The organism is Faecalicatena sp. (assembly GCF_058819085.1).
On sequence record NZ_JBZUUL010000018.1, the window covers coordinates 175,312 to 199,246 of the forward strand.

At 44.9% G+C, this 23,935-nt stretch carries 17 protein-coding genes; 2 read left to right on the forward strand and 15 right to left on the reverse strand.

Translation table 11 applies throughout. The annotated features are described in order from the left end of the window. Nucleotides 1-3: 3 nt before the first annotated feature. Nucleotides 4-999, reverse strand: coding sequence for an SPL family radical SAM protein (locus tag AC4OGX_RS09075; RefSeq protein ID WP_493329974.1), 996 nt, complete (start codon nucleotides 997-999; stop codon nucleotides 4-6). Nucleotides 1,000-1,394: 395 nt separating this feature from the next. Here AC4OGX_RS09075 and AC4OGX_RS09080 point away from each other — a divergent pair, with 395 nt between their 5' ends. Together AC4OGX_RS09080 and AC4OGX_RS09085 are read left to right on the forward strand one after the other, a co-directional pair. Beyond that, nucleotides 1,395-1,841, forward strand: coding sequence for a MarR family winged helix-turn-helix transcriptional regulator (locus AC4OGX_RS09080; RefSeq protein ID WP_493329938.1), 447 nt, complete (start codon nucleotides 1,395-1,397; stop codon nucleotides 1,839-1,841). Beyond that, nucleotides 1,828-3,141 (forward strand): MATE family efflux transporter, encoded by a 1,314-nt coding sequence (locus AC4OGX_RS09085; RefSeq protein WP_493329940.1) that lies wholly within the window; start codon nucleotides 1,828-1,830, stop codon nucleotides 3,139-3,141. Before AC4OGX_RS09080 ends, AC4OGX_RS09085 begins: the two co-directional genes overlap by 14 nt. 114 nt (nucleotides 3,142-3,255) lie before the next feature. Here the strand turns inward: AC4OGX_RS09085 and AC4OGX_RS09090 are convergent, their stop codons facing one another. The 14 genes from AC4OGX_RS09090 to AC4OGX_RS09155 all read right to left on the reverse strand — a co-directional run bounded on the left by AC4OGX_RS09090 (nucleotide 3,256) and on the right by AC4OGX_RS09155 (nucleotide 23,453). After that, a complete protein-coding gene (locus tag AC4OGX_RS09090) occupies nucleotides 3,256-5,502 on the reverse strand; it encodes an LPXTG cell wall anchor domain-containing protein (protein ID WP_493329942.1) in 2,247 nt (748 codons plus the stop codon). Between the two features lie 230 nt (nucleotides 5,503-5,732). Continuing rightward, a complete protein-coding gene (locus tag AC4OGX_RS09095) occupies nucleotides 5,733-8,780 on the reverse strand; it encodes a glycoside hydrolase family 31 protein (protein ID WP_493329944.1) in 3,048 nt (1,015 codons plus the stop codon). Next, the gene (locus AC4OGX_RS09100) at nucleotides 8,770-10,638 is read right to left on the reverse strand and encodes a glycoside hydrolase family 15 protein (protein ID WP_493329946.1); all 1,869 of its coding nucleotides are present in this window, start codon (nucleotides 10,636-10,638) and stop codon (nucleotides 8,770-8,772) included. The genes AC4OGX_RS09095 and AC4OGX_RS09100 overlap by 11 nt, the downstream gene beginning before the upstream one ends. 84 nt (nucleotides 10,639-10,722) lie before the next feature. Then, the gene (locus tag AC4OGX_RS09105; RefSeq protein ID WP_493329948.1) at nucleotides 10,723-11,976 is read right to left on the reverse strand and encodes an ABC transporter substrate-binding protein; all 1,254 of its coding nucleotides are present in this window, start codon (nucleotides 11,974-11,976) and stop codon (nucleotides 10,723-10,725) included. Nucleotides 11,977-11,987: 11 nt separating this feature from the next. Continuing rightward, entirely contained in the window at nucleotides 11,988-12,806 is an 819-nt protein-coding gene (locus AC4OGX_RS09110; protein WP_493329949.1) for a carbohydrate ABC transporter permease, read from the reverse strand. A 19-nt stretch (nucleotides 12,807-12,825) separates the two neighbouring features. Continuing rightward, complete coding sequence (locus AC4OGX_RS09115; RefSeq protein WP_493329950.1) at nucleotides 12,826-13,698, reverse strand: carbohydrate ABC transporter permease; 873 nt, start codon at nucleotides 13,696-13,698, stop codon at nucleotides 12,826-12,828. Nucleotides 13,699-13,854: 156 nt separating this feature from the next. Beyond that, the gene (locus tag AC4OGX_RS09120; protein ID WP_493329951.1) at nucleotides 13,855-14,859 is read right to left on the reverse strand and encodes a LacI family DNA-binding transcriptional regulator; all 1,005 of its coding nucleotides are present in this window, start codon (nucleotides 14,857-14,859) and stop codon (nucleotides 13,855-13,857) included. 202 nt (nucleotides 14,860-15,061) lie between these two features. After that, the gene (locus AC4OGX_RS09125) at nucleotides 15,062-15,400 is read right to left on the reverse strand and encodes a PadR family transcriptional regulator (protein WP_493329952.1); all 339 of its coding nucleotides are present in this window, start codon (nucleotides 15,398-15,400) and stop codon (nucleotides 15,062-15,064) included. 23 nt (nucleotides 15,401-15,423) lie between these two features. Beyond that, entirely contained in the window at nucleotides 15,424-16,710 is a 1,287-nt protein-coding gene (locus AC4OGX_RS09130) for a DUF2812 domain-containing protein (RefSeq protein WP_493329953.1), read from the reverse strand. Between the two features lie 181 nt (nucleotides 16,711-16,891). After that, entirely contained in the window at nucleotides 16,892-17,959 is a 1,068-nt protein-coding gene (locus AC4OGX_RS09135) for a substrate-binding domain-containing protein (RefSeq protein WP_493329954.1), read from the reverse strand. 19 nt (nucleotides 17,960-17,978) lie between these two features. Next, the gene (locus AC4OGX_RS09140; protein WP_493329955.1) at nucleotides 17,979-20,264 is read right to left on the reverse strand and encodes a beta-L-arabinofuranosidase domain-containing protein; all 2,286 of its coding nucleotides are present in this window, start codon (nucleotides 20,262-20,264) and stop codon (nucleotides 17,979-17,981) included. 26 nt (nucleotides 20,265-20,290) lie between these two features. After that, on the reverse strand, nucleotides 20,291-21,139 hold the full coding sequence (locus AC4OGX_RS09145; protein ID WP_493329956.1) for a carbohydrate ABC transporter permease: 849 nt from the start codon (nucleotides 21,137-21,139) through the stop codon (nucleotides 20,291-20,293). A 1-nt stretch (nucleotide 21,140) separates the two neighbouring features. After that, a complete protein-coding gene (locus AC4OGX_RS09150; RefSeq protein WP_493329957.1) occupies nucleotides 21,141-22,046 on the reverse strand; it encodes a carbohydrate ABC transporter permease in 906 nt (301 codons plus the stop codon). Between the two features lie 138 nt (nucleotides 22,047-22,184). Beyond that, the gene (locus tag AC4OGX_RS09155) at nucleotides 22,185-23,453 is read right to left on the reverse strand and encodes an ABC transporter substrate-binding protein (protein ID WP_493329959.1); all 1,269 of its coding nucleotides are present in this window, start codon (nucleotides 23,451-23,453) and stop codon (nucleotides 22,185-22,187) included. Between the last annotated feature and the right edge of the window lie 482 nt (nucleotides 23,454-23,935).

Consider the following 23,935-nt stretch of genomic DNA (forward strand, 5'->3'; position numbering starts at 1 on the left):
AATTTAGCTTATATAAAGTATCGGCACATCCCCCAAAATTCTTTTTACCTCTTCCCGGAGAAAACTTTCCGCCTCTGAGCGTGCCTCACTTCGGTAACAGTACCGTCCTCTTCCCCGTCCAGTCATCAATTCCTTATCATAAAGGTCCACTGCCCCAGGAAAAGCCTCACTGTTGATTGCCCGGTGCACATAGGAGTATGTCATCAGTATGATCTCCAGAAACATCTGCTTCTTTATTTTCCTGCTTAAGCAGGCTTCTAATTCCTCCAAAAGCTCTGTATACATTTCTTTCCAGCCGTCCATTAAGATCACAGGTGCGATCAGAAGTCCGCAGGGATATCCCGCATCACACATTTGATTGACGGCTTCGATCCTCTGCCTTAGGTTTGATGTGCCAAATTCTATTTTCTCGATGATGGACTGCGGATTCACACTCATCCGAAAGATAACCTTCCCCTTATGAGGCAGTTTTAAAAGCGGGTCTACCATATGAAATTTTGTTGGAAATGTAAGCTTCCCCAGCCCCTCCTCTGCAAATCTCGGAATCGTATAAAGCAGGTTATCTGTGATCGTATTTTCCAATACCAGATCGCTGTTGCTTCCAATCTCATAAGTCATCTCCTTACCGCTTTTTATCCCGTATCTGATGAGTCTGTCCAGCATCTGTTCCCGGTTTACAAACAGCCTGAGATATGCACATTTGTTGTAATTGCAGACAAGGTAACAGTACAGGCACATGGCAGTACAGCCCGAGGATGTGTAGGGTACCAGGTAGTCTGATACCTTATGGTTTTCTACATATTTATGGGTTTTGCGGGTACCAACGATCAGATTCCTCTTCATACGCCCGAATTCTGAGTTGGGTCTTTCCTGCATCTCCTTGATGGAGTTGTGACTCTCGATGGGAATCCAGGGCAGGTTCTTAAACTGCTCCTTTAACTGCTTTCCCAGAGGATAAGACAGACTATCCGTTTCATAATACACTGCATCAAATATCATCATTGTGTCCTCCGTTTTTCCTTCAGCTGTAAAGACTTTCTAACATAGGTTCTTTCTAGTGCTTTTTTCATCAGATTTTCTTTTGTTAGTATGCCTCGGGCCGGGCAAATATAAACATATGCGCCTTTTGTGTAATTTTTTTAGTTTATAGATCAAATTGGAGGAAGTTTTGGGAGGCTGATGTTTCCGGAGATTGAATGGATTCTGAATTGCAATTTCTATTACACTTATTAAGCTAAAATTATTAGGCTTGACTTTTGTCTAAATCCTATGATAATATTAGTCCGTCAACAGACTAATGTTGTACAGCATTTTACTTTTAAAAGATTTATTTTCAGCCTCTATGCTACTTTTCATTTGCTGAGCAGCTATCATTTAGAACAAGGAGACATATCATGCAGACTACATTAGAACAGATCAAATCCTACACCGCGCTCTGGCGCGAGACGAACAGTCTTTACGAAGCTTGGGCCGGTCAGCACGGTCTTTCCTATTATGAGCTTTTAGTCATACTTTCCCTGTCAGAGACAGACGGCCCCTGCAGGCAGAAGGATATCTGTACACAGTGGGTCCTGCCTAAGCAGACGGTGAATACGATTTTAAAAAGCTTTCAGAAGCGTTCCTGGATCACCCTGGTCCCTTCTCAAGAGGACCGTCGCAATAAGGAGATCATACTGACCAAACCCGGCCGGGACTTTATCGCCAAAACAGTTCATGCCATGCAGCGGCATGAATGTATGGTCCTGGATTCGCTGGGACCAGACCAGGTCGAAGAATTGATTCAGATCACCAGACTTTACAATCAATACTTTAAGGAGGCAGATTCAAATGAACCCACATAAAGAATTCTTCCGCTTTGTAATCCCCTCCATGCTGGCCTTTGCACTGTCCGGGATTTATGCCATTGCAGATGGCTTTTTTGTAGGAAATGCCCTGGGAGACAATGCCTTGGCTGCGATCAATATCGCTTATCCACTGACTGCATTTTTGCAGGCTGTCGGGACCGGTTTGGGAATGGGAGGCGCCGTTCAATACGCAGTCAGCCTCGGCACCAAAGACCGTTTGCGAAGCAGACAGTATTTTGGAATGACCCTCATTCTTCTCATTTTATCAGGCATTTTCCTTACCGCCGTGTATCTGCCTGCTGCCCCCTATGTCTTACGATTTTTCGGTGCAAAGGGCAGTATCCGGCTCCTCGCAGAAGAGTATACCCTCTATATTACCTTCGGTGCCGTATTCCAGATTCTGGGGACAGGAATCGTTCCGTTTATCCGTAATATGGGAGGCGCTATTACGGCCATGACTGCCATGATTGCAGGCTTTTGTACCAACATCCTGCTTGATTACCTGTTCGTCTGGAGGTTCCCGCTGGGAATGATGGGTGCGGCAGCCGCAACAGTGATCGGACAGGCCGTTACTTTCATCGTCTGCCTGATCTTCCTGATCTATAAAAAGGAGCTTCCCCTGTTCACCCTTGGCAGACACTGGACCACGCTCTTAAAAAACATAATTCAGGTGGGACTATCTCCGTTTGGACTTACCTTTTCGCCCAACATCACATTGATCCTGATCAATAAAAGTGCTGCGCTGACCGGAGGCGCCCTGGCTGTCACAAGTTATGCGCCGGTCAGCTATATTTCCTGTGTGGTACTGCTCCTGCTCCAGGGAGTCAGCGATGGATGCCAGCCGCTTCTAAGCAGGTCCTTTGGTGAGGGTAATATAAAAAACGCTGAAAAGATCCGCACTCTGGCTTATCGTTTCAGCTTTCTCGTAGCGGCAGCCAGCTTTATCCTGCTGTATTTCCTTCGTGAAAAAACCGCCCTGTTATTCGGTGCATCACAAACCATCACTGAAAATGTATCAAAAATGCTGCCAGTATTCCTCTTCGGATATCTGTTCGTCAGCATTTCCAGAGTCACAACTGCCTATTTTTATGCCACCTGTAAAAATACCTGGGCTTATATCCTGATCTATGGGGAGGTCCTGTTCTTGTTCCTCCTGCTGCTCATCCTTCCCGGCCTGATGGGGATATATGGGACATGGATCTCGGTTCCTATCTCACAGATATTTGCAATGGGCTTAAGCCTCTATTTTATCTGGAAGCAGTCCGGCACGATACAAGCATGTGCAGACTCACCGTAGGAACTGCAATTATACTCACAAAGAAGAGGTCTGCCAGATTATCCTGACAGACCTCTAAACTCATTTCAAAACCATTTCATACTATTAACTCCTGAGCCGAGAAAAAACTGTATGTTATGATCTCCTCTTTCTATATGCCAGCCCAAGAATAAGCATTCCAGAGATCAGAAGAAGTCCCAGGAAAACTGCCGGCTGACTCATATCTCCGGTCTTCGGCGTCTTTTTATCCTTCTCAAAAGTAACAGAGATCTTATGTGCCTCCTGGACATTCGTGAATTTGTATCTGTTATTCTTGAATGTTACCGCTTTTCCATCCACAGTTACTTTGGCGGTGCGGTATCCCTTATTCGGAGTAAAAATAAATTCATAATCTTTCCCTTTTTGTACCTCCACCTTGCCGCTTGGGGTAATCTTTCCGTTTGCACCTGCTTCAGCCTGAATCGTAAAGAATACCTTTTTCTCTATCACCTTGAATTTCACATTCGCGGTTTTTGTTTCCTGTGCTGCCTGCCATCCATCCTTGGTATACTCCTGCAGCTGATAGCTGACTCTCAGATTATAACTGCCTGGCTGTGAATATGTTGCAGTAATGGAATAAGGAGCATTGTCCCAGTTTTTCCATTTCTCTCCGTCCCAGCTCCAGCTCTTTGGAACCCATCTTGTGTCGCCTGCTGCCGGAGCCGTATTATCCATACCCGTTCCCACAGCAACAGCTGTCAGTTTGGTCCCTTCATCATAAGAACCACCAGACTTGATGCCTGTTATCTTGGAGCCTTCAAAGCTGATCACTGTCTTGAAACCTGCTGTCTCACTTCGGATGCTTTCCATTGCTTTATCGGGATCATATTTCATGCGTGCTGCAAACTGATAAGCAGTGTTCGGTTTCAATCCGTCAAATGTTGAACTGTCCTGCCAGTTAACGCTTCCATCCGCCTTTACCAAACCATACTGCTGACCATCTGCCGCTTTTAATGTGATAGAAGTCTCGGAACGTTTGGAAAGCGTCGGAGCTTCCGGTGCTGCAGCCGCTTTTTCTAAAGTGGTCACCTTGAGAGCATCACTTGCCTCGCCTGTCATCTGTACCTTTTCATCTACACCATAACGTACCACAAACTCATATGCTGTACCAGGTGTGAGATTCTCGAACACACCACTCTGATTCCATTGAATCTCTGTATCAGATGTGCGCAGTCCATATTCCAAAGCTTTCGGATTCTTCTCATCCGCCGCTGCCTTCAAAGTTACGCTTGTATCAGTCTTCTTTGCCAGTTCTGGTGCATACTTTGGCTTTTCGGGCGCTGACTTCTTTGTCTTAACCAGATCTGTAAAAGCACTGTTCTCACTTGGATCCTGATAAGCAGTTCCGTCATATGTACCTGCCGCGATCCTGATGCAGAAGCTGTATTCCGTCTCCGGCTTTAGCTGATCGAATTCCGGGGATGTCTGGAAAGCTTTTCCGTCCATGCTGTATTCATATTGATATTTTTCCTCTGCACTCTTCGGTAATTCCAGTATGATCTTTTGATCGGTCACATTAGAAATAACTGGGGCGTCCGGTTTGGGGAGCTTCTCTTTTTCTGTGGTATTCGTGGTACCTGTTTTATCCGGGGTATCTTTACTGTCCTGTTCTGTTCCTTTTCCTCCTGAAACATCATCTACAGTATCCTTACTATCATCCGCCGGCTGCTGGGTATTATTCTGGTTATCATTCTGAGGATTATTCTGGTTTTCATTCGGTTTGTCCGTATTGCTGCTTGAATCAGCCGGGCTTTGATCCGGTACATTCTGGTCGTCCCCATCCGTAGTCTGGGTGTCAGCTGCTGTGCCCCCTTCTGTGTCCTGAGAACCTACGGTTGTATCAGGTACATTTGTTTCCGGTATATTTGTTTCCGGTATATTTGTTTCCGGTGTATTCTTGTCTGTCTCGGATGTATCCGGAACCGTTCCTGCCGTATCCGGTGTTGGTGCTGCCGGCGTACTCTCCAGTGCATTCGTCTTCACTGCACTCTGACCAAGAACCTCTGTCGTTCCTGCTATCCTGCTTGCAAACTGATAAGTCTGGTCTGCATTCAGCCCTGCAAATGTGACGGTCTTATTTGTCTTATCGTACTGGGAAGCATCTGCCCACTTCCAGGCCCTCACTTGGTTTGTTACGGTCTCTATGGCATACTCGTAATTTTCCTGTGTTCGTAATGTAATACTTTCTGCAGTCTTATTCACTACTTCCAGATTCTGATTCTGTGTATTGTCTGTTCCTGCCGCTGATGCTGCAGAAACCTTTATGTCCGGCATCATACACGCTGCCCCCGCCAGAACAAAAGCCAACATCAAAGCCAATCCTCTTCTCTTCTTTCGTTTCATAAATCCCACCTCCTTGAGACTTGATATGAATACGAATCCTGCCATAAAGGGTATTCTTTGCTTATATTATAACAGAGTCACAGGATAAAGAAAGCAGTTTTATTTAAATTTTTCTTAATATTTTCTGTATTTTCTTTTGTTATTGTGCAATATTCCAAAAACGGAGAGCAAAGGGGTCAGACCCCTTTGCTCTAGCTTTGATAGACAACCGTATTCTTCCACCATTCCTTTTATTCATTCTCTTTTACAAATTCCATATTCTCCCCAAGCTTCACATGCCACCTGGACTCCCGGCGTTTCAGCACAAGGATCTCATCTACTTCTGCGTGCATTGTGACCCACTGCTCTCCTGTGAATTCCTGGTCTGTAAACAAATTGATCCAATTACCTTTTGGAACATAAACCTCTCTTTCCCTGGCCCCCTCTTCCACAATCGGTGCCACCAGAAAGTCATCCCCGAATAAATACTGGTCATAAATACTCCCTGCCTCGTCGTCATCCGGGAATTCCACCCAGAGAGCACGCATGAGCGGCACTCCGGTCTCTGCTGATTTCGCTGCTTCCTCCATAATATAAGGCAGCATCGCCATTCTTAACTTTGCATAATAGCGGTACACATCAATGATCCATGGTGCATTTCTTCTCTCCGCGATATTCCAGGGTGTCCGGTCTTGATTAAATTCTGCCTTACTCTCCGCATGATACTGCATGATAGGGCAGAAAGCCGCCATGGACGCAGACCGTGCAAATAACTCCGCACTCGGTATCTCACCGCTGAACCCTGCAAGATCCCAGCCCCAGAAAGGCACCCCTGAGATCCCTGCATTTAAGCCTGCACAGAGATTTCTCTGAAACGCAGAAAAGGTAGAACGCTCATCCCCTGCCCAGTGGGCCGGCATCTGCGCTGCCCCTGAAAATCCTGCCCGGCTGAATACGATCCCATCCCGCCTCTCATGGATAAAATCATAATGCTTCTTAATATAAAGGTTCGGATATTCATTCCTCATCTCTTTTCCGGTCCGTCCATCCCAAAACCGGACATCGTCCCCGAATACGAACTCACCACCGTCTGTCTTAAAACCATCTATCTGAATGTCATCCACCAGATACTGCCTTTTTTTCATCCACCAGTTGACAGCCTCCTCGTTCGTATAATCCATCAGAAGGCTGTCCGTGAACCATCCCTCCGGCATCCGGTAAGGAGTTTTATCCTTCTTTAACGCACAGTATCCATGGGCCAAAGCAAATTCTTCATCCCGGTCCTTCTGCAGATGGTGCAGGGAATTGATATATTTAATGATCGGAATCTGCCAGAGAATACATTTCAGACCATTTTCATGCAGATATTCCACCATTTTCTTCGGATCAGGCCATTTTCCCCACTTCGGAAAATCAAAATCCTCATATGAGAAGGCCTCCTCCCCGCTGTTTTCCTCGTAAGATGCGTCATTGAATATATAATAAGTTGCCTCATCACTCCACGCCTCGATCACAAGGACTGTGGCAGGGATGTCATACTTTTTCGTAAGTTCCACCTGTTTTCTTACCTCGGCTTCACTGTCCCAGTTGTTACTGGACATCCAGGGACCAAACGCCCACTCCGGCATCATGACCGGCTTTCCGGCCACACTGGTAAACTGTCCGATCATCTCCTTTGGAGTCCCTGCAAAATAGTACCAGGAAAGCCCCGCAGTCTCGGATTCCACCTGCCAGAGTTCCTTATTTTCGGCACACATATCAAATTCTGTATAATGACTGACAGGCAGATAGATTCCATAACGGTCTGAACTCAAGAAATACGGCATCGGAAAATAGGTGCGGATCCCCTGCTCTTTATATTGATTGTACACATAGACATCCACTTTATTTCCCCGCTGGTCGATCTGATTATACCGCTCCCCAAATCCATAAAACCGCTCACTTTTTCTGGCTTTGATCTTCATTCCAGATGAGAATATCTGATTTCCCATTCTCCAAAAATACAGCTCTTCTACCGAAAACGGCATCCATTCCCCACAGACATCCATAAGCTTTGTAAAGGGCTGCCAGGCAGTCTCACAGCCTGTCTTCCTGTCAGGGATCATTCCCCCGGCAGAAACCGTATTCTCTCCTTCTTCCACCGGCTCCACAGAAAACAAAAGCTGTCCCTTCTTTCTTTTCCTGGACAAAAGATACTGGTTTCCCAGACCGGAAATCAACTCAAGCCCCACATCTTCTCCGTTTTCTATTCGAAGTCTGAATTCAGTAACTGTCTCCTTTTCCAGGACAGTAAAGTGATATTCCTCTGACCTATAATCTCCCGCCTGGAAGAAATAGGTTACGTTTTCGCCGCCTTGAAATCTTCCAATAGAAAAACGGTAATTCTCATATTCCGGCTGGAAGTATCCAGGTGCAGTTCCGCCTCTGCCGTCTGTTGTACTCCATACGGCTTTTACCTCCTCTGGATATCTGACAGGCCACATCACAGCATTTAGGAACACTTCTTCCCCTTCCTTGGGATACCATGGTTCTCTCTCATAGTTCTGATGCTCATACCTGTTAAAGTTTCCGCAGGGAACATGCAGCAGAGGGTTTTCACTGAGCATTCCTGCCGCCCGTAATTTTTCCTCAATGACATCTCCCACGGCCTGAACAAAAGGATCCCTTTTATCTAAACGCCCAAGATAGCTTCTGGCCTGGCGGTAATCTGCCTTCTCCGCAAAATACCAGCCCAGCATCGCATAATCTTCCTGGGCAGTGGTATCCTTCATTTCCTCCAGTGCTGCCACCAGGACGAGATCCTCCGGCGTAAATAATCCAAACGGTACACACAGCCAGAGCATCTGTGCCGTGGAAGTTTTCCCTTCTTTTTCATCCACCAGCTTTCCCGCGCAGGTATAATGATCGTAAGCATAATTTTTCATCTCATGAATCGCCTTCGCAGTCTTCTCTCTTTTTGCAAAAAGATTGCTGTTGTACAAAGCCCCGTAAGCCATCCCGTAATTCTCACTGTAGTATCCTGGCTGCCCTCCCAGAAACCGGTGATAAGGCTTTAATGAAGCCGCCTCCACCTGATCCTGAAGCTCTGCGATCCGTACGGCATTCCTTTGATAAAATTCCCCGTCGCCGGAAATCCTGATATATTCCCCGGTTAAAAACTGGACAAGACACTGCTCATGGAAATCCAATTCACTTCCTGATATAAGCGCAGAAAGGTGATCCCCCAGCTCTTGGATCTCTCCTCTTATACAGGATCTCAGCATTTGGATCAGCTTTACTTTTTGCTCTTTATTCCTCATGTTCGAATTCTCCTTTACTGAAATAGGCTGCTGCAAATTCTGCACACGCCCAGCTTAACGGATTGATAAAACACTTCTGTTCATCATCCCCATCCACCGCCTCCGGCAGTAGTCCATACTGATTGCTGTGTGCCTTCGCCCAGCGCATTTTCTTCTCATATTCCGCAAGATCACCGCTCCTCTTGCAGTACTGGGCACATGCCAGGGTATTAAAGAGCCACGGACCATGGTGATATTCCTGTTCCGAATAGCCGATCCCATCCTCAAAGAAAGATGCGTATTTCAGGAAATACTGATGGGTCGCTTTCATGTGTCCATCATTCGGGAACCCATAGAGCGGCCCGAAATACTGCGGTGTATCATACTTACGCACTATAGCATTATGATAGGATACATAGCCATAGTCATATCTTCCTATTTCTTCATTATAAGTTGTCTGGATTCCCTTATAAATCTGACAGCATATCTCTCTGCATTTCTGCTCATATTCCTGGTTTCCAAGGATTTTAAAAATCTGCTCTGCAGCCTTTATACCACCGTAGATAAACATATTGGAGGAGGTAATGAAGGCACCTCCGAATACCCCTTCATTGACGCCGCCCTCGGGACCTGCCATCCCATTCTTTTTCTCCGCGTGAAGGATCACATCCGTCAGTTCCATTAACAGCCGTTCATCGGCAAGCAGTTCTTTTGTCTCTTTTAGATATTCATATACGATGCGGCAGAAATATCCGATGGAATCAATCTGATGGAACACATTGTTGTTTGCTCCCTCATTCGGTTCACCATTTCCATCATATCTCTGATAAAATTCTCCGTTCTCTTTTCGTTTCCTTTTGATCAGATATTGAATGATATCCCTGCATTCCCGCAGATGTCCTGCAAGAAGCAGTGCCCTGGCAGCCATGATAGAATCTCTGGCATAATAACACGGCATCTTATTACAGAAATAGTGCCCTGTCAGATCTGCCGGAATGAAACCTCCAATGCATACAGCTTTCACAGCGATCAGATTGGTGAGTGCCATCTCCTGAAATTCGTCCTCTATTTCCGGGAGTCTGCCTTCCTTTAGCCAAGCCCTCCAGTACTGCTCAGCCTCACTTTGCATATCACAGTCCGATGCCAGTACCATCTCTTCCTCCAGATGTTCCAAGCTGTCCGCAAAAATAAGACACCATCTGAAATTCATTTTCTCTCCCGGGGCCAGTATCCGCTCTCCTCCCTGGGCATATCCCAGCCTGCAGGACGTGAACGTCTCCTGCCTGTGCTGCTTTTTGTCCATGATATCTAAGAAAGTCTGATATGCAAAGTCCGTAGGTGAATCTTCGACTGCATAGATCTCCTCTCTCTGTTGTGTAACCATTCCCAAGTAAGCCTGTCCTGTCTGGATCCCCAAGTTCCCGGTTCTCAAAAGCTTTGTTTGTATTTCTTTCTCATTCCTTACCGCTGCATATCCATAGCATGCAATCTTTTGTTCAACACAAGACAGGTTTTCCAGCTCCATCTCAAAAACCAGTCTGTTTTTCCCGTAAGCGTACACAACATCCTTCCTCTTTAGATCTGCATCTTCTAAAATGAACTCATCGCAATAGCGATAGTTACATTCCACATAGGATGCCCTGGGCCTGATATGTAACGGATGTGTATGCTTCCTCCACACCTTATTTCCGTAATAAATTGTATCTCCTGCTTTGATCATCGTGACAGCTGACTGGAGCAGGTCATGGGCATAATTATTATAAAATAAATGATAGATCCCTGTCCCATTAATGTCTACGATTCCATTGTTTACTGCATAAATAGCGGATATGGTCTCATTCCCAATCAGCCCGATGCCTGTGTATTTTCCTGTCTGCATGCTTCTTACCACCTGTTTTATTCTTAAAAATGCCGCAAATTACATTTGTAATAAATATAGTCTGCGGCATCCTATTCTAATTCTTTACTCTAAGATTTTTACAACCTTCTCCTGTGCTGCTTTCATAGCCTCTTCTGCTGACTGCTGCCCGATCACTGCACGGTTTATTTCCTCATTGATCGCATTCTGGACTTCTGAGTAATGATCTACAACCGGAGGCATGATCCCGGTTTCCATTGCTTCAAAGATCACCTCTCTGTGCTCTGGTTTCTCCTTAGAGGTATATTTTGCCTGCACATCCTCATCATTCGTTGCCGGCAGATCCCAGCTGGAGTCTAAACGGATTTCTGCTGCTGTCGGATCTGTTGACAGAAATTTGATCCATTTCCATACTGCTTCCGGATTTTTCGTTCCTGCATTTCCTACGATTCCATCGGCAAACACATGATGTACCTGTTTCGTATTATATGGCTCCAATGCAATATCCCAGGTAAAAGGAGCATCACTGAATGTAGAGATCATCCAGCTTCCGGTGCGTATCATTGCGATTTCTCCGTTTTTAAACATATCTTCAGGTGATTTTCCGCTCATCTGCTCTGTGGTCGGCTGAATATTATATTTTAACATTTTATCCAGCATCCACTGGAATGCCTCGATATTCTCTTTCGAATCAATCGTCGGATTTCCGTCTTTGTCAAATAAAGCGCCGCCATTCTGTGCAACGGTCTTATAAAGCTCATTATATGTGACCGGTGAATAAGTTCCGTATACGCCATCCTTTGTCAGCTTCTCAGAAGCCTCAAGTTCATCCTTCCATGTCCAGCCGGCCTGTGGATATTCAAGCCCTGCCTGGTCAAAAAGCTCCTGATTATAGAACAATACGACGTCTGACATCTTCTCTGTCAATCCATACAGTTTTCCGTCATGCTGAAAGTATTCATAAGAATTTCCGGCCAGCAGATCCGGCGAGAAGGATTTATCTTTTTCAGCTTCTTCTGACAGATCCAGAAGTACTCCATTTCCCGCATATGTTGCAAAGTTCTCGTAATTCATCTCAAAAGCGTCCGGCAGTGTCTTGGAGGAAGCCTGTGTCTGCAGCTTTGTAAAATAGTCATCAAAACCGATCACTTCCACATCCACCTTGATATCCGGGTTCTGCTTCTCAAATTCCGCCACCATCTTGTCCATATCTTCTAAATGGTCAGGTCCTGCTGAATAAGTAGCATACTTGATCGTTGTTTTTTCTGAGCTCTTCGCCTCATCGCTGCCACCGCAGCCTGTCAGAAGTCCTGCTGCCATTGTAACTCCAAGAATACCTGCAATTAATTTTCTTTTCATAAATTTTCCTCCTACTTAATCCCGGTGTTCTGTACACCTTCAATAAAATACTTTTGTGCAAATAAGTAAACCATCAAAATCGGAAGTACACTGATCAGTGTCGCTCCCATCAAAACACTCCAGTCAACATACCAGCGTCCCTGCAGCTGAGACAAAAACAGCGGGAGTGTGGTATGTGCATCATCGGATGCCACCAGCAGCGGCCACAGGAAATCGTTCCATGCTCCCATAAAGCTTGTAACTGCCAATACTGCAAGCCCTGTTTTTGCAAGAGGCAGCATGATCTGGAAAAAAATACGGACATATCCTGCGCCATCCAGGCAGGCTGCCTCTTCCAGTGCCCTTGGTATCCCCATAAAATACTGCCTCATCAGGAACGTTCCAAATGCATTAAAGATCCCCGGAAGGAACAGACCAACATATGTATTTACCAAGCCCAGCTTATTGATCAGGATATACTGTGGGATGACCGTTGCCTGAACCGGTATCATCATGGTTGCAAGGTAAAGAATGAAAATCTTTTCTTTATGTTTAAAATCAATCCTTGCAAATACAAAGCCGGACATCGCACAGATTAAAATCTGTCCTGCCGTTGAGATCACAGATACAAAAATACTGTTGAATGCGTATCTTAAGATACTGTAATCCGAAAAGAGTGTTTTAAAATTATTCAGTGACAATGAGCTAAACACATTTAGCAGTGTCATCTGGTATGTGATGTCCGGTTTGGTAAACGCTACAATGAGCATCCATCCAAATGGAATGATCATGACTGCCGCTCCTAGGATCAGCAGCAGATATATGAGTACCTTTTTCTTGTTTGCTTCCATCGTTTTCCTCCTTTCCCATTTATTCGTAATGTACCCACTTCTTCTGCATCACATTCTGGAAGATCGTCACAACTATGATGATAGCGAATAAAACCCATGATAATGCAGTTGCATATCCCATTTTCTGATACTGAAAGCTATTCCGGTAGATCTCTGTCACCATGACCGGAACAAGATCGGCCGTAGGTTCCCCTGAGGTCATGATCCAGATCTGGTCAAATACCTGGAAGGAATTGATGATCGTAATAATCAGGGCATAAAAGGTCGTCGGCGACAACAGCGGAAGCGTAATCTTCCAAAACTGCTGCCATTTGTTTGCGCTGTCTATCTGCGCTGCCTCATAATATTCCTGAGAGATTCCCTGCAGCCCTCCGAGGAAGATAATCGAAAGGAACCCTGCATCCTTCCAGACGCTGACCATGATTACTGCAGGTATCACAAAGGATGGATTCTGCAGCCAGGCCGGCCCAGAGCCTCCCAGCATGTTTATGATGGAATTGATCACTCCGAATTCTGGGTTTAAAAGCCCCTTCCATATCATCGATACCGCTACCCATGAGGTAATAACAGGAAGAAAAAACAATCCTCTAAACACATTCACGTTTCTGACCCTTGAGTTCAGAAGAAGTGCGATCCCCATGGATAATACAACAACAATCGGGAGATACCCCACGATAAACAGCAGTGTATTTTTCAATGATTCGTAAAATCTGGCATCCTGAAAGATATGGATATAATTTTTAAATCCGACAAACTCAGGTGCCCCAAACAGATTCCAATCTGTAAAGCTGATATACAGCGAATACAGCATTGCTCCTACTTTAAAAACCAGCAGGCCAAGAAGGCTGGGGAACAAAAATGTAAAAATTATTTTTTTCTTTGACTTGTACATGATTACCTCCAAAAAGTTAAACGGTTAACTAACTGGCAAAAAAATATATGTTTTTCTAAAAAATCTGCCTGGTAAACCTATTATGTGAGTCCTTTCATTAGCAGATCCTATATTATCGTGGGCTGTATTGCTTACTGCAAATAGGCAATACAGTCCTTATCTTGTTGTATCTCTTTCAATGATCTGGAAATCCATAAACCGCTCTTTCTCTACAGGCTCCTGATTGATGATCTTTAAGATCAGCCTTCCTGCGGTCTCGCCTCTTTCCAGAATATTCTGCCCGACGGTCGTCAGCCGTGGATACATATTCCTTGACTGGTATGTATCATCAAATCCCATGACTGAATACTCATTAGGTATCTTCTTTCCATGGTTCTGCAGCTGGCTGATCACACCCCTTGCCAGAATATCTGCTGTTGCAAGAATGCTTGTGACATCTCCTCTCTGCAGAATCTCCTCTGTTGCTTCCAAACCATACTCATATGTAATGTCCCCCTGATAAACGAGAGTTTCATCAAATTCGTATCCGGCTTCTTCCAAGGCCCGCCTGTAACCAGCCTCACGTTTCTGAAGCACCATACTCTTGTCTATCTGTCCTGTCACAAGAGCAACTTTTTTTGAATTGCGTATCAAAAACTTCGTTGCCTCATAACAAGCCTCCTCATCCCGTATATTCATCCGATAATAATCTGATTCGGTGATATAAGAATCGATCAGAAGCACCGGAAATTTATATTCTCCAAGAGATTTAAGCATCTCATCGTTATCTATCCCAAAAACTACGGCGCCGTCCAGATTCCATTTCTTGATCAGCTCCTCAAAGCAGTTATCCCGGTTGACAACACTTAATACAACTCCGTATCCGGCCTTCCTCAGATAGTACTCAACACCTGAAAGAAATTCACTGTAAAATGGATTATCAAAGATCAGCTTCTCACTGACATCCATCTGCGGTATGATCACGCCGATCAGATTCGATCCCCGTCCGGCAAGAGATTTTGCATTCAGGCTCGGAACATATCCCAGATCCTTGATCGCCTTTTGTACCTTTTCGACCATCTCCTGGGAAACCTTATTATATCTCTCGTTAATCACATAGGATACTGTTGCCTTTGATGTATGGCATTCCCTTGCAATATCATTAATCGTAACCCTCTTCATATTCATCTCCTCAAGTATAAGAAGTTAAGCGGTTAACTTCCATGAGCCAATAATATCACTTTCTCATCTTTAAGACAACTACAAATTCAAAATTCTTGGCAATTTGTGAGTAATAGATGAAAATCAAACGCTGGAATTGTGTATATTTCACAACGGAGAGCAAAGGGGTCAGGCCCCTTTGCTCTCCGTTTTCAGAATATTCTCATTGTTTTAATTTTTCTACAATTGTTTCTTTCTCCATGAATTCCTTTCCATCCTCCACCATGATCCGAAGGCGTTCATACTCCTTCTTAAGCATCTCTATCCCCGACGCTGTAATAATATAAGACTTTCTGCGGCCTTCTTCCTGTGTCAGCCGAATAATCTTATTCTTCTCAAATTTGGAGAGCATTGCATAGAGCGTTCCCGGGCCAACCTTTACTCTTCCCCCTGATATCTCTTCTACCCGGTCCATGATGTCGACACCGCAGCACACTTCCATCAATGCCATGAGGATATAATACATGGGTTCTGTCAGCGTTTGAAATTGTTCTCGTGCCATATAAGATTACCTTCTGCCTTCCATTATAGCTGAAGCTTATTTTTTACAACCTGGATCTGTGCCTTATCCAAAGGCTCATCGGAATACATATATAATAATCGATCCCGATAACGTACTGTATAAAGCCGCCCTAAACTGCCGCCTGCAAAGGCGTCTAGAGCATTCCAGTCCGCAGTATAATCCTGCGGTTCATATGCATTTTCCACATACTGTTCCCATATTTTATCTAAAATCCATGAATATCTGGTTTCATAAACAAAGTACCATAATGTGTCGACATTCTTTTCTTCTCCTTCCAGACCTGTTTTTTCTCCATATTCAACCTCAAAATACATCATGGAACCTAACATTCCCGACATATCCCCCTTGTCTGTGCGGATGATCTGCCCGGGAATCTCTTTATAATCAGCCTGTGTTAATGGGATACTCTCTTTTGGCAAAACAGTTTTTTCATCTTCTGAAGACAGAACAATTGCGACCAAAATCGGAACCAATACAATAACCAGACCAAAGCTGGCAATTATTTGTACCGCCCAGTTATTCTCTCTCGACGGACGCCACATTTCCAGAGCTGACGCGAAAAGAAGCATGAAGAATATAATTACGATCAATGGTACGACAATCTCCTCTGATCCCTTTTTGCTTGAAAATAGAAGATAAGCACCTATCTCCACGAACCACAGATAATTTCTCAGATATCGTATAACCGCCTGCCCTTTTCCACCATAAAACGGGACTCTCCCCTCCTGCAGTTCCTTCTTTTTGGAATGCCATGAAAAAAACATAGCAGTTCCCTCAATCAATTTTACGATGCAATCCAGCATTCCTGCCACAAGGATTAACATCATCAAATCAAAAAAAATCCACTGTGCAAAATTTTGTGTTAGAAATTCAAACAAAAACATCCCTGTGACCATAACAATACCGATCGTATTGAGCAGCCACTGTTCCAGCCCTGCCGTTCTAATATTTGATAAACGCTCCCCGGGTGTCACAATAGGGACTGCCCCCGCTATTACCTTTTTAAATACACAAAATTTCCGACGGCTGTCTATTAACTTCCAGCCGGCCGCTTCACAGTAATCCGCATACTCCTCTGTCTCCGGCTCTGGCCTTGTATCCATCTCACTCCCTTTAGGGAACACCTCAACTGCATAATCAATATCCCCAGGTTCCCCCTTTTCAAATATCAGACCAAGCTTCCATCCTTTAAAATGCCAGCCTTTAGCGGACATATTATGCAGATATTGTGCAAAAGTATCACTTTCCCAATAATGAAACTGCTTCAGAATCCTTTTCTTATCCTTCATGAAATCCCCTCCCGCTGATGGGTACCTCCTATTATCGAGTATCGATATTTCTATTTTTATTATAATATCGATACTCGATACAGTCAATATGAGAGTAGGTATTTTCAAAGGGGTCTGACCCTTATGCTCTCCGTTTTCAGAATATTCTGTAAATGGCTTGCATAAGGGTCAGACCCCTTTGTTATAATATCTCAAAATATTCACAATTTGTTGCGAACACCACGTTCAGCGGCAGATAGTAATCCTCCTTCTCCGCTTTTTTCCCGTAGCAGATATACTCAAACATCAGCTCCACCGCGCGGAAGCTCTGTGAGGGAAGGTCCTGATAGATCACTGCATCGATCGTTGAGTCTTTGATAAAAGGCACCACCTCCGGGTAGACATCATATCCCAGAAGTATTGTCTCTCCTTTCCCATGCTCTTTCAAATATTCTGCACTCTCCTGCAGGTTACAGACAAAATCCAGGATCACATCTGGTTTCCTTTCATTCAGTACACTGCAAATCTCACTTCTTTCCACATCCGGTACAGGTGAAGTCCAGGCCGGCTCCAGCAGCTCAAACTTCTTCCGGCTCATTTTAAGTGCATCATAAAAGCCCTTCAAACGCTCCCCCACAACCAGCTTATCCCGATGGTTATGTTCACTGACTAAAAGCTGCACCCTGCTGCCCTCCCTTGCAAACTTCTCAAGAAGCTCCATCATCAGCTTTCCGCTTAAGTAGTCATTGCAGCCGACACTGCACAGCGGATGCAGACCGGGAATCCGCCTGGAAAAAAGGATCACATTCCTGCCAGTACCAATCAGATGCTCAATCTGGGACGAAACATTTTCATAATGATAACAAAAGATAATAAAGTTCTCGATTCCCATCTGCTCCAACTCGATCAAGTCCTGGACCTGCTTTTCGGGATCCTCCCGGTCCGAATACCTTGTGATCAGATGAAGCCCGTCATCCTCATATGTCTCGATCGCACGCTCCACCCCTGCCTGGATCTCATCAAAGAAATATCCAAACCGCATCGAATAGAATCCCACAAATGCGATCTGATATTCCTGATTCATTGCCAGGTTCCGGGCATGATTATTCATCCTGAAATTATATTTCTCCAGTGCCTGGCAGACCCGCTCCTTCGTTTCTTCTGAGTAGGCCCCTTTTTCGTGTAGTATGTTATACAGTGTTGTCCGAGACACATGAAGCTCCTTTGCCAGCTGATTCAGTGTCATTCTTCGTTTTCCATTATTCTCCATGTATCATCCCTGCTTTACCTTATTTCATTTTCCAGTAGACATGATGCTTTTCTTTCCCGATCTCTGCAAGCGGCTTCCAGAAAAGAGCTCCATCCTTCCCTGTTTGGAACACCAGACTTTCCCTGTCAACCAGCCGGGCATCCATCTCCTTTACAGGATCCATTTCTTTTATTTTTAGCTCCAGAAATGTCTCCTGATCCGACAATGCCGCCAGAATGTACGGTCCATATGCCAATACTGCTGTGTCAGGACTGTCTGCTGTCGTTTCTATTCGAAGGCGGCAGTCAAACTGTATGCAGATCTTTTCTGCCGCACTTTTCCTCTGAATATTAATATATCCGTCCGCGCCGCATTTTGCAATAGCATTTCCACTATTTCCCCGAACACTGTAGCGGCCGCCGCACCAGTATGGACAGCGTACCTTCAAAAGAAATTCTCCCTCCCCTTCAATATACAGCTGAATATCCCCGGGATCCCGACCCGTACGAAGAGTGACACTGACCCCTTTTTCCTTCCAGGTAGTCTTCGCATTTAAAAACAGGTTTACATACAGAGTATCCTTTGTATGGAAAAAAATTGCTTCCGTATACTTCATCTGGCTCTCCATCCCTGTTCCATGACAGCAGGAATTCACAAACTTTGGATCCTTTTGTGCCCCCGGCGCCATGGGATAAAAATAAGTGATATCCCCGGTCGGCTCCTGGTCGCCCCCCGCTGCGATATGATTAAACATGGTCCTTTCATAATAATCCATATACCGCACGTCAGGCTGGTATTTAAAAAGCTCCTTTGTCAGCTTAAGCATATTGTAGGAGGCACAGAACTCCGCCGTCTCCGTTGTCAGATGTGCAGCTGCATTCTCCGGCTCAAAGAACATCTCATTATCCCCGGTTCCCCCGTTTGCAAAAAGATGGCTGCCTGTCACGATCTCCCAGAAGTACGCTGCAGTATCATAATAGCTCTTTTCCCCGGTGGCCCTGAACATCTCCATACAGCCGACGATCTGAGGGATATGCTGGTTCGCATGCATCCCCTCTAACACGTCATATTTTTCCTGCATCGGCACAAACAGCCTGTCATTATCAAACATTTTGGCTGTCTTTAAAAAGACCTCCTCATTGGTCAGTTCATACAGCTTTGCAAAAGATTCATTGATCCCTCCATATTCCCCGGCAATGTAAGTATCCCACATTTTTTCACACTCTGCCCTGCTTAGGCGGCTCAGCCGGCGGTATACCCACATTCCAGCCTTCTGTGCCGTTTCCAGCGCCGCTTCTATTCCCGCCTGAGAATATGCATCCAGAAGCCCGGCCAGTAATTTGTGCAGTGTGTAGTAGGGAGCCCAGATATTCGGGTAACGTTCTCCCTGTTCCAGCAGGTCAAACTGCTCCTCTGAATATCCACCGATATACCCTTCCTGAAAATCTTTTCTCCCGGAAAATGTCTCCTGGCACTTTGCCAGCTCCTGCACCAGATAACACAGCTTTGCATAGATTTCCTCATCCTTTGTCTCACGCCAGCAAAATGCAAGCGCAGACAGATAGTGCCCGGTCGTATGCCCCCTCAGCAGACATTTGGGTGAATCCCAGCCTGTCATCTTTGGAGCATTCAGCGTATCCAGCCCTGCGGCACTGCGGAAATTATACAACATCTGGTCATCATCGATACTCTTTAGATAAATAAGTGCATTCTCCATTGCCCGGTAAAACACACTGCCCTTAAGTAATTTTGTCTCCCCCTGGTCCAATGCCCGGACCAAAGAGGACGTGTCCATTCTCTCCTCCGTAAAGCCTTCCTTTACTTCCAGCTCCAGTCTGGCCGGAATCACTTCCTCCCTCACATTTCCTTTTAAACAATACGTTTTGCACTCTGGAAATACCTGCTCGTTTCCCCCCTCCCAGGTAACCTGCCTGGAAAAGAAATGTCCGTTATCCGCACGCAGTACCACGGCTCCTGGAAGGGAGACTTTTTCTCCCCTGCTTACTGTCCTTTTAAGCGTCAGCACCTCAACGATTTTTTCTTTCCTTGGTTCCTCCAGGATGTGGACCTCATATACCTTTTCTTTGACCACACCGTTATATTCGAAAAGGCCGTGGAGATTCACCTTCCTGTCACCGATCCCATTCCAGGGCCTTGTTACACCTCCATCCGGTCTCAAGAAAAGCTCATTGTCGGATTTCCAGGTGATGCTGGAACCGTTTTCCCCCTTAGAAGGCAGTTCCAGATCAAATTCTACAGTATTGAGGTTGCCCAGATATACTTTCCTGATATCCTCCTCAATGATCATTTCAGCTGTTTTTCTCATAAATCCTTCCCCCAAGTTCTCACAGTTTAGCCTTTCACTGAACCACTTGTCAGGCCTGATACAAGTGATTTACGCATAATCAAAAACAATACGATGATCGGGATGATGACCATTGTTGCCGTAGCCATCAGACTGTTCCAGTTCACTCCATAACGTCCCATGGATTTGTACATCATAACAGTCATCGGCAGCTTGTCTCCATCTGATAAAAATGTCATGGAAGCCATCAAGTCTCCCCATGCCGCCATGAATGCGAAAGAAGCACATGCAAAAATGCCCGGATACGCATTTGGCAGGATTACTTTATAGAAACAGTTAAACCGGTTGCATCCATCCACGATCGCAGCCTCTTCCAATTCCTTTGGCACAGAAGTAAAATATGGCCGCAGAATGATGATCGACATCGGGATCGAAAAGAGTGCGTCAAATAAAATGACCGATGCATATGTTCCCGTAATTCCCAGCTTATTAAAAGTCTGCAGCATGGGTGCCAGGAACATGACCATGGGCAGCATCTGTGTCACGGTCAGAATCAGGATCAGAAGCTGCTTTCTTTTCATCGCATAGCGTGCCAGTCCATAGGCCGCAAATGTCGCCAGCACTGTAGAAATCAAAGTTGCTCCGACTGCAATGATCAGGCTGTTTTTCAGGTAAGAAAACATCGAGATCCCGTCATGTACAGTAAACTGTGTGATATAAGCATCCAGTGAAAAATCAGCCGGCCAGAATGTGGGCACCGCACTGAATATTTCTTCCTTTGTCTTAAAAGAGGTGATGACCATCCAGTAGAGAGGAAACAGGTAGACTAATGTAAATAAAACAGCGATCACAGTACAGCTGTATTTCTTAGCTTGTTTTATCTGATATTTACTCATATTAAGCTTCCTCCTTCATTACTAATTTTGAATAAAAGACTGCCACCACAAAAATGATCAGGAAGTAGATATTTGCCATTGCACTGCCTTTTCCGAAATCAAAGGTCGTGAAGTTTTCCTGATAGATCAAGGTTGAGATCATTTCCGTCGCGTGATTTGGTCCGCCCTGGGTCATACCGACGATCAGGTCATAGGCCTTGAATGTATAGATGAATCCGATCGTGACTGCGCTGACCATCGTCGGTTTTAGAAGTGGCAACGTGATAAACCTGAGGCTCTGCATTTTTGTTGCCCCGTCGATCGTAGCAGCCTCGTACACATCATCGGATATCGTAGTCATTCCGGTAATCACAAGAAGCATATTAAAAGGAATCCCGACCCATATGTTTGTCGCCGTTACCGCGATCATCGCATACTTCGGATCGCTCAGCCAGGGGATCGGCTCCTTGATCAGGTGCATAGCCGAAAGGAAATAGTTGATCGCTCCAGAGTCGCTGGCCCACAGCCATTTCCAGATGATACCAATGACCAGCATCGGCATCACCCATGCGATCAGAGTCAAACCGCTTGTTACATTTGCCCCCGGGAATTTTTTATGAAAAAAGAGGGCCATCAGAAATCCTATCCCAAGCTGGAAGATGATACACACAATCGTAAAAATGAATGTATTGCTGACTGATTTTATAAACAGTCTGTCAGCAAATATAGACTGATAATTGGACAGCCCGATGAATTCCTTTACTCCGCTCTGAAATGTCGAGATATCATATTTCTGCATACTGATGAGAATATTATAAGCAATCGGATATACTACGAATGCAACAATAAATATCACTGCCGGCAGAACATACAGATACCCCACTGTCTCATTCGATAATCTCCTGTGTTTTTTACTTGTTCCTTTCATAAAGCACCGCCTTTTTAAAACAGGTGCATCCAAAAAAGGAGGCACCTGTTTTTAGATTATTTGGTAACTGTCCGCTTCCGGGCCGTGTATTTTCCACATGCTCCAGATCAAAACACCGAACAGCTGCGAATTTTCTCTCTATTTCTTGTCAACATACTCCTGCATAGCCTTGATTCCATCAGCAGCTGCATCCTCAGCACTTACACCTGTGCCTACCTGTTGGATCATATCACGAAGTACCTGTGAGATCTGAGGCCAGATCGGAGAGGGCCCTCTCGTTTTTGCCACCTCCATGTTCTCAACAAATACTTTCATAACGGGGTCATCTGTAAAATACTCATCAGCCATGGCAAATGTCTTTACAGTCGGAATCATGCCTGATTTCTTGCAGTAATCATTCATTGTCTCTTCGTTAAACAGGCTCTTTACACATTCCCAGGAACCGTCAAAATTTTCATTATTTACAATGGCAAGGTTCTCACCGCCGATGCAGGTCGCGCTGTTTCCTTCATATGACGGGATCGGAGCAAATGCATACTTAAAGTCCGCGTCCTTCTCAAGCTCAGGCAGCCGCCAGTTGCCATCGATATACATTGCCGCACGTTTTGCTACAAACTGTCCGTAAGCATCATTCTGCCCCCAGCCAAAAGCTTCCTTGCTCATAGAGCCGTCGTCTGCTAAATCCTGATAGAGACCCAATGCCTTGGCAGCCCCTTTGTCAAGCGTATTCCAGTCAGCTCCAGCCTCATATAAGAATGGCATAAAGGAATATGTGGAACCTTCATCGTCAATGGCATTGATCGCAAACCCATATGTACTGTCATTTGTTAAGGCCTTGGCGTATTCCCGCAGCTCTTCCCAGGTGGCAGGAGGATTCTCAAATCCGGCAGCCTTTAACATGTCCACATTATAAACAAGAACCAGGTTGTTTGCATTGAGCGGAAGCCCGTATAACTTATCTTCATATTTACAGGACTCCAGTGGGCCCGAATAGAATTCCAGATCCTTCATCTCAGCATCCACTTTTTCTGTCAGATCCGCAAAAATCCCCATTGCAGAAAAAGAAGCATGATCACATCCGTCTACCTGGATAATGTCAGGCAGGCTCTTGCTCTGTGCCGCAACCGTAATCTTACTTACCAGCTGCGAAAACGGAATCTGCTCAATCTTTACCGTATACTCTTCTGAACCTTCTGAAAAAGCATCCACTGCATCATAGAAAGCCTTTCCATAGGAATTCTCCTTGCTCATAAAGGTCCACATGACCAGTTCTGTTTTTCCGTCCTTCGTCTTCTTCGCTTCCTTCTTGGAATCAGAAGATCCGCCGCAGCCAGCCAGCAGTGACGCACACATGACAATCACAAGCCCGCAGGCAGAAATACGTTTCCACAAACCTCTTTTTTTCATAATCTTTTCCTCCATTTTTTTCTTATACTGCCTGATACGCATCTAGTTAACACGTGTTAACCACCCGGGATAAAAAATTAGTTTACACGTGTTAAGTAAACTATGGTTTCATTATAACATCCGTTTATATTTCGTCAACCTTTTTTTCCTTTCGAGATAAATTTTCAGATAAATCCACAATACACATTCATCAGTTTTGTGCATTTTACTGAATAAAAACATAGGGGTCAGACCCTTTTGCTCTCCATTTACAGAATATTCTGAATTCGGAGTGCAAAAGGGTCTGACCCCTATGCAAACAACAAAAAACGATACCCTTTTCCGGTATCGCTTCTCTCATCCCATCTATTATGATGTACCTTCAAAACTACATACAAAGATTTTTAAACATCCATTATCCTACCACCATGTTTGGTTATGCCCTCGACCTATTAGTAACAGTCAGCTCCATGCATTGCTGCACTTCCACCTCTGCCCTATCT

What these genes read in the sequence shown, in the direction of transcription:
- AC4OGX_RS09100 (WP_493329946.1), bottom strand. Translation starts at nt 10,638, where the DNA reads ATGCAGACAGGAAAATACACAGGCATCGGGCTGATTGGGAATGAGACC.
- AC4OGX_RS09150 (WP_493329957.1), bottom strand. Translation starts at nt 22,046, where the DNA reads ATGAAAGGAACAAGTAAAAAACACAGGAGATTATCGAATGAGACAGTG.
- AC4OGX_RS09140 (WP_493329955.1), bottom strand. Translation starts at nt 20,264, where the DNA reads ATGAGAAAAACAGCTGAAATGATCATTGAGGAGGATATCAGGAAAGTA.
- AC4OGX_RS09110 (WP_493329949.1), bottom strand. Translation starts at nt 12,806, where the DNA reads ATGGAAGCAAACAAGAAAAAGGTACTCATATATCTGCTGCTGATCCTA.
- AC4OGX_RS09085 (WP_493329940.1), top strand. Translation starts at nt 1,828, where the DNA reads ATGAACCCACATAAAGAATTCTTCCGCTTTGTAATCCCCTCCATGCTG.
- AC4OGX_RS09135 (WP_493329954.1), bottom strand. Translation starts at nt 17,959, where the DNA reads ATGGAGAATAATGGAAAACGAAGAATGACACTGAATCAGCTGGCAAAG.
- AC4OGX_RS09115 (WP_493329950.1), bottom strand. Translation starts at nt 13,698, where the DNA reads ATGTACAAGTCAAAGAAAAAAATAATTTTTACATTTTTGTTCCCCAGC.
- AC4OGX_RS09075 (WP_493329974.1), bottom strand. Translation starts at nt 999, where the DNA reads ATGATATTTGATGCAGTGTATTATGAAACGGATAGTCTGTCTTATCCT.
- AC4OGX_RS09125 (WP_493329952.1), bottom strand. Translation starts at nt 15,400, where the DNA reads ATGGCACGAGAACAATTTCAAACGCTGACAGAACCCATGTATTATATC.
- AC4OGX_RS09105 (WP_493329948.1), bottom strand. Translation starts at nt 11,976, where the DNA reads ATGAAAAGAAAATTAATTGCAGGTATTCTTGGAGTTACAATGGCAGCA.
- AC4OGX_RS09080 (WP_493329938.1), top strand. Translation starts at nt 1,395, where the DNA reads ATGCAGACTACATTAGAACAGATCAAATCCTACACCGCGCTCTGGCGC.
- AC4OGX_RS09130 (WP_493329953.1), bottom strand. Translation starts at nt 16,710, where the DNA reads ATGAAGGATAAGAAAAGGATTCTGAAGCAGTTTCATTATTGGGAAAGT.
- AC4OGX_RS09095 (WP_493329944.1), bottom strand. Translation starts at nt 8,780, where the DNA reads ATGAGGAATAAAGAGCAAAAAGTAAAGCTGATCCAAATGCTGAGATCC.
- AC4OGX_RS09090 (WP_493329942.1), bottom strand. Translation starts at nt 5,502, where the DNA reads ATGAAACGAAAGAAGAGAAGAGGATTGGCTTTGATGTTGGCTTTTGTT.
- AC4OGX_RS09145 (WP_493329956.1), bottom strand. Translation starts at nt 21,139, where the DNA reads ATGAGTAAATATCAGATAAAACAAGCTAAGAAATACAGCTGTACTGTG.
- AC4OGX_RS09155 (WP_493329959.1), bottom strand. Translation starts at nt 23,453, where the DNA reads ATGAAAAAAAGAGGTTTGTGGAAACGTATTTCTGCCTGCGGGCTTGTG.
- AC4OGX_RS09120 (WP_493329951.1), bottom strand. Translation starts at nt 14,859, where the DNA reads ATGAAGAGGGTTACGATTAATGATATTGCAAGGGAATGCCATACATCA.